The sequence below is a fragment of the Arthrobacter crystallopoietes BAB-32 genome (genome assembly GCF_000328305.2).
Lineage (GTDB): Bacteria > Actinomycetota > Actinomycetes > Actinomycetales > Micrococcaceae > Crystallibacter > Crystallibacter crystallopoietes_A.
In genome coordinates, this window is the sequence record NZ_ANPE02000016.1 from 1 (window position 1) to 7,656 (window position 7,656).

At 64.6% G+C, this 7,656-nt stretch carries 10 protein-coding genes; 6 read left to right on the top strand and 4 right to left on the bottom strand.

Translation table 11 applies throughout. The features are described from left to right. The first annotated feature begins 152 nt into the window (after positions 1 to 152). Entirely contained in the window at positions 153 to 938 is a 786-nt protein-coding gene (locus tag D477_RS00330; RefSeq protein ID WP_005266130.1) for an IclR family transcriptional regulator, read from the top strand. 115 nt (positions 939 to 1,053) lie between these two features. Here the strand turns inward: D477_RS00330 and D477_RS00335 are convergent, their stop codons facing one another. The 3 genes from D477_RS00335 to D477_RS00345 all read right to left on the bottom strand — a co-directional run bounded on the left by D477_RS00335 (position 1,054) and on the right by D477_RS00345 (position 3,296). Further along, positions 1,054 to 1,623: a DapH/DapD/GlmU-related protein gene (locus D477_RS00335; RefSeq protein WP_005266131.1), complete on the bottom strand. Its 570-nt coding sequence runs from the start codon at positions 1,621 to 1,623 to the stop codon at positions 1,054 to 1,056. Between the two features lie 85 nt (positions 1,624 to 1,708). Next, positions 1,709 to 2,755 (bottom strand): NAD(P)-dependent alcohol dehydrogenase, encoded by a 1,047-nt coding sequence (locus D477_RS00340; protein ID WP_005266132.1) that lies wholly within the window; start codon positions 2,753 to 2,755, stop codon positions 1,709 to 1,711. Positions 2,756 to 2,834: 79 nt separating this feature from the next. Continuing rightward, the gene (locus D477_RS00345; RefSeq protein ID WP_005266133.1) at positions 2,835 to 3,296 is read right to left on the bottom strand and encodes a MerR family transcriptional regulator; all 462 of its coding nucleotides are present in this window, start codon (positions 3,294 to 3,296) and stop codon (positions 2,835 to 2,837) included. Positions 3,297 to 3,444: 148 nt separating this feature from the next. Here D477_RS00345 and D477_RS22465 point away from each other — a divergent pair, with 148 nt between their 5' ends. Beyond that, positions 3,445 to 3,603 (top strand): DUF7455 domain-containing protein, encoded by a 159-nt coding sequence (locus D477_RS22465; protein WP_005266134.1) that lies wholly within the window; start codon positions 3,445 to 3,447, stop codon positions 3,601 to 3,603. A 120-nt stretch (positions 3,604 to 3,723) separates the two neighbouring features. Here D477_RS22465 and D477_RS22470 read toward each other — a convergent pair whose 3' ends face one another. Further along, positions 3,724 to 3,897 carry a hypothetical protein gene (locus D477_RS22470; RefSeq protein WP_190273481.1) on the bottom strand — a complete coding sequence of 58 codons (174 nt, stop codon included), beginning with the start codon at positions 3,895 to 3,897 and terminating at the stop codon, positions 3,724 to 3,726. 272 nt (positions 3,898 to 4,169) lie between these two features. Here D477_RS22470 and uraD point away from each other — a divergent pair, with 272 nt between their 5' ends. The 4 genes from uraD to D477_RS00365 all read left to right on the top strand — a co-directional run bounded on the left by uraD (position 4,170) and on the right by D477_RS00365 (position 7,590). After that, entirely contained in the window at positions 4,170 to 4,664 is a 495-nt protein-coding gene (uraD, locus tag D477_RS00350; protein WP_005266135.1) for a 2-oxo-4-hydroxy-4-carboxy-5-ureidoimidazoline decarboxylase, read from the top strand. Next, positions 4,661 to 5,002, top strand: coding sequence for a hydroxyisourate hydrolase (gene uraH / locus D477_RS00355; RefSeq protein WP_005266136.1), 342 nt, complete (start codon positions 4,661 to 4,663; stop codon positions 5,000 to 5,002). Before uraD ends, uraH begins: the two co-directional genes overlap by 4 nt. A 2-nt stretch (positions 5,003 to 5,004) precedes the next feature. Beyond that, the gene (pucL, locus tag D477_RS00360) at positions 5,005 to 5,913 is read left to right on the top strand and encodes a factor-independent urate hydroxylase (protein ID WP_005266137.1); all 909 of its coding nucleotides are present in this window, start codon (positions 5,005 to 5,007) and stop codon (positions 5,911 to 5,913) included. 66 nt (positions 5,914 to 5,979) lie between these two features. Beyond that, positions 5,980 to 7,590 carry a nucleobase:cation symporter-2 family protein gene (locus D477_RS00365; protein ID WP_150109914.1) on the top strand — a complete coding sequence of 537 codons (1,611 nt, stop codon included), beginning with the start codon at positions 5,980 to 5,982 and terminating at the stop codon, positions 7,588 to 7,590. Positions 7,591 to 7,656 lie beyond the last annotated feature (66 nt).

Consider the following 7,656-nt stretch of genomic DNA (forward strand, 5'->3'; position numbering starts at 1 on the left):
GACTGAAGTCATGGGAATCCTCAAAGCCATTTCGTCTAGCGTTCTAAAATTTCATAGAATAAAACTCAATAACATGCATTGAAATCATGGCATGGCTTGCGTCACATGGTCAAGTGCGGCCGGTCACCCGAAAGATTGCGTAGGATGAAAGAATGACGGTTCAGCCCAAAGAGTCGGAGCCACGCGCCGCAAGCACCATGCGGTCGCTGTCACGCGCGATCGAGGTATTCGAGCAGCTGCAGCGCTATGACCACCCGCAGCGGCTCAACCAGATTGCCAAGGACTGCGGCATGAGTTCGCCCACCACGTTGCGGATCCTGCGCGTTCTGCAGGAGGCCGGGTTGGTCAGCCAGACGGACAAGAACTACCGCATTGGCCCTGCCGTCCTGCCAGCAGCGCGCGTCTTCCTCGAAGCGGATCCGCTGCCTCGCTCGGCCAGACCCATCCTCCAGCAACTGGCGGAGAATACCGGCCTGACCGCCTCGCTCTACTCCCGCCTCGGTTTCGAGCGCGTCCTCATCGAGCGCGTTGTCGGAGCCGCTTCCCTGGGTTACGAACTGCCGCAGGGCCGCAGGCTCCCGCTCACGGTCGGGGCGGCAGGGAAGATCCTCATAGCCGACCTGGACGAGGACCAGTTGGCCGAGGTGATTTCCGCGGCTGTAGCGCTTAAATACGAACCCGAAGAAACCACAGTGGAAGAAATTCGCCGGCGACTGCCGGAGCCGGGCGAAGACTACGCCTATTCGGAAGATGAGCGGGCGACGGGGGTCGTCTCTATCGCCGTCTCCGTCCCTGCCCGCACAGGCGCGGTCACCGAGTCGATAGCCCTGACGGCGCCGGTCCACGCCTCCTCCCGAGAGGACCTCGTCGCCCGGGTCCCGGAATTGCGCCATGCAGCCCGCCGGCTTGCTGACCTGCTCGCCAGCAGCGTCTACTAGCAGCGCCGGCCTAGCGCAATTATCTGGACCGCCGTTGGCCGCAGACACATTCGCTGTTGTCGGCTTGGACCCAGGCCCTCTGGTATGCCTGCCGCAATCAGATGCCGGCGCGCGTTCAGCTCGCTAGCGAGCGCACTACTCGGGCTGGCGCGCCGACGACGATGGCGTTGTCCGGAACGTCTTTCGTGACGACGGATGCTGCAGCGACGACGGCATTGTCGCCGATGGTGACACCCGGTAACACGGTGGCGTTTGAGCCGATCCATACGTTGCGGCTGATGGTGATCGGCGCTGGGTGCATGTCGGCGCGGCGGGATGGGTCGAGGTCGTGGTTGAGCGTGGCCAGCACGGTATTGTGCCCAATCAAGCAGTCGTCCCCGATGACCACACCGCCCTGGTCTTGGAACTTGCACCCGGAATTGATGAAGATGCGCTTTCCGAGAGTGATGTTCTTCCCGAAATCGGCGTAGAAGGGCGGGAACAGGGTGACGGACTCGTCGACGGGCCGGCCGGTGAGCCGGGCCAGCAGCTCCCGGACCTGTGCTGGTTCGTGGTACCCGCCATTGAGCTCGCCGGTGATGCGCAGCGCTTCCTGGCTGGCGCGGTGCATGACCTGATGCAAGGGCGAGTCCGCGGTGATGGTTTGGCCGGCGTTCAGTGCCTGCAGAAGATCGTCGAGGTTCAAGGCGGTCCTTCACGTGTTGATAGGCGGCGGTTTCGCAACAGAGGCGTGGCGGTACGGAACCGCCACGCCCCTGTTTGGCCTGCCGCTAGCCGAGTGTGGCCGTGTCGATGACGAAACGGTAGCGCACGTCCGAGGCGAGGACGCGCTCGTAGGCCTCATTGATCTTGTCCGCGGAGATGACCTCGATCTCGGCGCCGATCCCGTGCTCGGCGCAGAAGTCCAGCATCTGCTGGGTCTCGGGGATGCCGCCGATCATGGAGCCGGCGAATGAGCGGCGGCCGCCGATGAGTGCCATCGCGTTCACTGGCAGCGGCTCTGCCGGCGCGCCCACGTTGACCATGGCACCGCCAACCGTCAGGAGTCCCAGGAAGGCACTGATGTCGATGGCGGCGCTGACCGTGTTGATGATGAGGTCGAACGAACCTGCCAGTTCGGTGAACGTGGCTTCGTCGCTGGTCGCGTAGTAGTGGTCCGCGCCCAGGCGGAGGCCGTCCTCCTGCTTCTTGAGGGACTGAGAGAGCACGGTGACCTCGGCACCCATGGCGTGCGCGATCTTGACGGCCATGTGGCCGAGTCCGCCGAGGCCGACGACGGCGACCTTCTTGCCGGGTCCGGCGCCCCAGCGGTGCAGGGGCGAGTAGGTGGTGATGCCGGCGCAGAGCAGGGGAGCGGCGACGTCGAGCTCAAGGCCCTCGGGGATCCGGAGCACGAAGTCCTCGGTGACAACGACGTGGGTGGAGTACCCGCCCTGGGTGATGGTTCCGTCGCGGTCGGTGACGCCATAGGTGCCCACCATCCCGTTGAGGCAGTACTGTTCGTCGCCCGCCGTGCAGTTCCTGCACTCACCACAGGAGTTGACCATGCAGCCGACGCCGACCCGGTCGCCGACGGCGTGCTTGGTCACCTCGGTTCCGACCTCGACGACGATGCCGGCGATTTCGTGCCCGGGCACCAGCGGGTAGTGCTGCGGCCCCCACTCCCCGCGCACGGTGTGGATGTCGGAGTGGCAGATGCCCGCGTACTTGATCTCGATCAGCACGTCGCGGGGGCCGACGTCCCGGCGTTCAATCGTTGTGGGGACAAGGTCCCCGTCGGGTGAGGGGGAGGCGTAGGCGTGGGCAATGGTGGTCATGTTTGTCTCCTTCTAGAGGCTGGTTTTGGGCACGCCGCACCGGCGGACCGTTGGGTCCGCGACCTGATGGACATGTTGGTTACTGTTTCCTGGTCTTCTTGAGGTCGTCGGCCAGAGTGCGCGCCTCGTCCGAGAGCCGTTCCGCCCCGGCGCCGTCACCGTCCTGCACCGCCTGCCAGTAGGCGATCTTCAGCCCGACGTACCGTTTGCGCAGGGCGATGGCCTTGGCCTCGGCTGCCAGCTGCTCCTCCTGCGCCTTCAACAACGCGATCTGGTCCGAGGCAGCGGCTGCCCCAAGCTCTCCGTTCGCGAGGTAGCGGCGCATGTCGGCGACGGACATGCCCGTCGCGCTGAGGCACGACACCCAGGTCAGGAGGTCCAGGTCCTCCTCCGTGTAGACGCGGTGCTTGCTGCTCGCGCCGCGGCGGATCGGGGTGATGACACCAATCGATTCGTAGTAGCGCAGCGTGCTGGCCGGCAGCCCGGTCAGCGCCGCTGCCTCCTTAATCGAATAGGTATGCCGGATGCTTGGTGCGCTCACTCCACTAACGATAGGAACTTCAAGTACTTGAAGACAAGCGGCTGCGCCTTGCCCATCTCCGCCGCCAGAACGGCGTTCCAAGCCAACCCCAAGCACCAGGGAGCACACTGGGAATCCAGGTCAACGCCACCATCATCAGGAGGACGCCATGTTGTGCGACCGATGCGAAGCCTACGCTTACGTTCATGTCATGCTCGACAGCGGCGGCATCCTGTCATGGTGTGCCCACCACTACCGCGAGCATGAGGAAGCGTTGATGGCCTACGCGATCAACGTCCAGGACGAACGGCATCTGCTCCATGTTTGAAAGCGCAGGCCGCTAGGCTGAAGCGTCATGCTGGCCTTCGGCGCCCCAGAGGCGAGCGTGCGCCGGTGCCCTAGAACGAGCCTGCGTCGCGGCCCCGATGGGTCAGGCGCTGCTCCGGGGTCAGCGGACGGTTCCGCGCAGCCGTGCCGGCAGAGCGGAGATGTTCCGCAGGATCTTCACGATGTTGCTGCCCGCATTGTTCTTGGCGGGCGGCAGGTAGAAATCGGGGTCGGATCCGCCGGCTTCGTACACGGGGGAGTACGACGGCGGTGCTTGCCTGGGTGAGGAAGTCATGGCGTGCTCCTAGTTTCGTATCGCGGAAGTTGAATACTGCAATGCGAAAAGCGTAGGATGCCCGCAGCTCACCGGTCAAGGGTTTTCAGGCTGGCAATCTATTCAGGAAAGAACTTTCCCGGTAGCCTTGACAGGGCTCATGTGACTTGCCTTACACTGATTTCGAAATAAAAATTCCGCCATACAGAAACATCGAATCAAGTCGGTTCCCACCGATGGTCAAGGGTGTTCAGCGCTGGGGCGGAAGTCTCTACTGAAAGCTGACACCCGCCATGGATTTTTCCACTTTTAATCACGCCCAGCCTGCCGAAGCCGCCGCCGTCCTCCGCCCCTGCGTGGACATCACCCGCTGGGTCGAGGAGATCGTCGCCCTCCGGCCCTTTGCCAGCCGGAACGAGCTGATCGAATTTGCCGGCCGCGCTGCCAACCCCTGGACCGCCGAGGAGATCGACGGCGCACTCGCGCATCATCCCCGGATCGGCGAACGCGCTGCCGGGAACAGCGCGGAGGCGGGCATGTCGCGCAAGGAACAGTCCGGCGTCGTACGTTCCCCTGAAGTCCAGGCCGCACTCGAGGCGGGAAACCGCGCCTACGAGGAGAAGTTCGACCGCGTCTTCCTGATCCGTGCGGCGGGCCGCAGCGCAGAAGAGATCCTCGAGCAGCTGCAGAAGCGCCTGCACAATTCGCCCGACGAGGAGATCGCCGTCGTGGCCCAGCAGCTTCGTGAAATCGCCGTCCTCCGACTTGAAGGAGCCATCGAAGCATGAGCGTCAGCCATGTCACCACCCACATTCTCGACACCGGGACCGGGAGGCCTGCCTCCGGTGTCAAGGCCACTCTGGAAGCCAAATCGGCAACCGGCTGGCAGGAAATCGCCTCCGGGCATACGGACAACGACGGCCGTATCAAGAACCTCGGCCCCGAGGCGGTCGAAGCAGGGATCTACCGGATCGTGTTCGACACCGGGCCCTACTTCGGGCAGAAGGGAACGGAAACCTTCTTCCCGTTCGTGGAGCTGGCCTTCGAGGTGAAGGACCCGGCAGAGCACTACCACGTACCACTTCTCATCAGCCCGTTTGCATTCTCAACGTACCGAGGGAGCTAATCATGACTGCCACCGCAGAAACCTCAACCGGAACCAAGATCGTCCTGGGCCAGAACCAGTACGGCAAGGCCGAGGTCCGCCTGGTCAAGGTCACCCGCGACACCGCCCGGCACCAGATCCAGGACCTGAACGTCACCTCGCAGCTGCGCGGCGACTTCGAAGCCGCGCACACGGCCGGCGACAACGCCCACGTGGTCGCGACCGACACGCAGAAGAACACCGTCTACGCGTTCGCCCGCGACGGCTTCGCCACGACCGAGGAATTCCTGCTCCGGCTGGGCAACCACTTCACCGAGGACTTCGACTGGGTCACCGGCGGGCGCTGGGCCGCGCAGCAGTTCTTCTGGGACCGCATCAACGACCACGACCACGCCTTCGCCCGGAACAAGAGCGAAGTGCGCACCGCAGTGCTGGAGATCTCCGGCAGCGAGAAGACCCTCGTCGCCGGAATCGAGGACCTGACGGTCCTGAAGTCCACCGGCTCCGAATTCCACGGCTTCCCGCGGGACAAGTACACCACCCTGCAGGAAACCACCGACCGGATCCTTGCCACCGACGTTTCCGCCCGCTGGCGCTACAACACTCTCGACGTCGACTTCGATGCCGTCTATGAGAGCGTCCGCGGCCTGCTGCTGAAGGCCTTCGCCGAGACCCACTCGCTGGCGCTGCAGCAGACCATGTACGAAATGGGCCGGGCCGTCCTCGAGGCGCACCCGGAGATCGACGAAATCAAGATGTCCCTGCCGAACAAGCACCACTTCCTGGTGGACCTGCAGCCCTTCGGACAGGACAACCCCAACGAGGTCTTCTACGCGGCGGACCGCCCGTACGGCCTGATCGAAGCAACCATCCAGCGCGAGGGCTCGCGCGCCGACCACCCGATCTGGGCGAACATCGCCGGATTCTGCTAGCCACACGCCGGAGGCCGGGATGCGGTGGGCGCGTCCCGGCCTCCTCAGCCGACAAGGAGGTCAGCTGTGAATGCAGCAAGAGCTACAACCAAGACTGTAACCGGACAAAGACCCGAGGACGAACGCCTGCCGGTGGGCAAATCGTTCACCTACGGTCTCCAGCACGTTCTGACGATGTACGGCGGCATCATCGCGGTCCCCCTGATTGTGGGAACCGCCGCCGGGGTATCGCAGGACGAAATTGCCCTTCTCATCGCCTCCTGCCTCTTCGTGGGCGGCGCGGCAACCATCCTGCAGAGCTACGGGGTGAAGTTCTTCGGCTCGCAGCTGCCCCTGGTCCAGGGTGTCTCCTTCGCCGGCGTCGCCACCATGACCGCGATCCTCAGCGGCGGCGGCGGGATCCAGATGGTCTTCGGATCCGTCCTCGTGGCCTCCGTGATCGGCCTGCTGATCGCCCCGTTCTTCGCCAAGGTCATCCGGTTCTTCCCGCCGGTGGTCACGGGCGTCATCATCACCACGATCGGCCTGACCCTGATGCCGGTGGCGGCGAACTGGGCGATGGGCGGCAACGCCCAGGCGGAGAACTACGGCAGCCTGGCCAATATCGGGCTCGCGGCTCTGACGCTGGCCCTGGTCCTGCTGCTGAGCAAACTCGGCAACGCGGCCATCTCCCGGCTTTCCATCCTGCTGGCCATCGTCGCCGGCACCATCGTCGCAGCGCTGCTGGGCATGGCCGACTTCTCCAACGTGGGCAACGGCGCGATCTTCGCGGTCCCGCAGCCGTTCGCCTTCGGCTGGCCGGTCTTCGATCTGGCCGCCATCATCTCGATGACCATCGTCATCCTCGTGACCATGACGGAGACGACGGCGGACATCCTCGCAGTGGGCGAGATCGCCCGGACCAAGGTGGATTCCCGGCGCATCGCGGACGGCCTGCGCGCCGACATGCTCTCCAGCGCCCTGGCACCGGTGTTCAACTCCTTCACGCAGACCGCCTTCGCCCAGAACGTCGGGCTGGTGGCGATCACCGGGGTGAAGAGCCGCTTCGTGGTCACCGCCGGCGGCGTCATCATGCTGGTCCTCGGCCTGCTGCCCATCCTGGGCCGCGTGGTCGCCGCCGTGCCGACCCCGGTCCTCGGCGGCGCCGGTATCGTCCTCTTCGGCACCGTGGCCGCCAGCGGCATCCGCACCCTGTCCAAGGTGGACTACAAGGACAATATGAACATGGTGATCGTGGCCGTGTCCCTGGCGTTCGGCATGATCCCCGTGGTGAAGCCCGAGTTCTACGACGCATTCCCCACCTGGTTCGGCATCATCTTCCACTCCGGCATCAGCTCCGCGGCGATCATGGCCGTGCTGCTGAACCTGCTCTTCAACCAGCTGAAGGCCGGCAATTCGGAGCAGCAGTCCTCGCTGGTGGCCAGCCCGCCGCGCATGGTCCGCGAGGAAGAGCTGCTCGCCCTCGAGGAAGGCGACTACTACCAGGGCGGCAAACTAATCGCCGCGGACGGCACCGAGATTCCGGTAGTGACCGCCCAGCAGTACCAAGTGGTCAAGGAAAAGCTGGACAAGGGCGAAGTGACCTGCCCCGAGGACATCCGCCGCATCTGCGACGAAGAAGCGGCCCGGGACGCGGACGAACCGTCATCCGGAATCGGCGCCGGCAAGGACACCTAGAAGACGCACCACCCAGGCCGGTCCGGCTCCGCCATGGAGCAGGGCCGGCCCTCGGGCTGTTCCGCC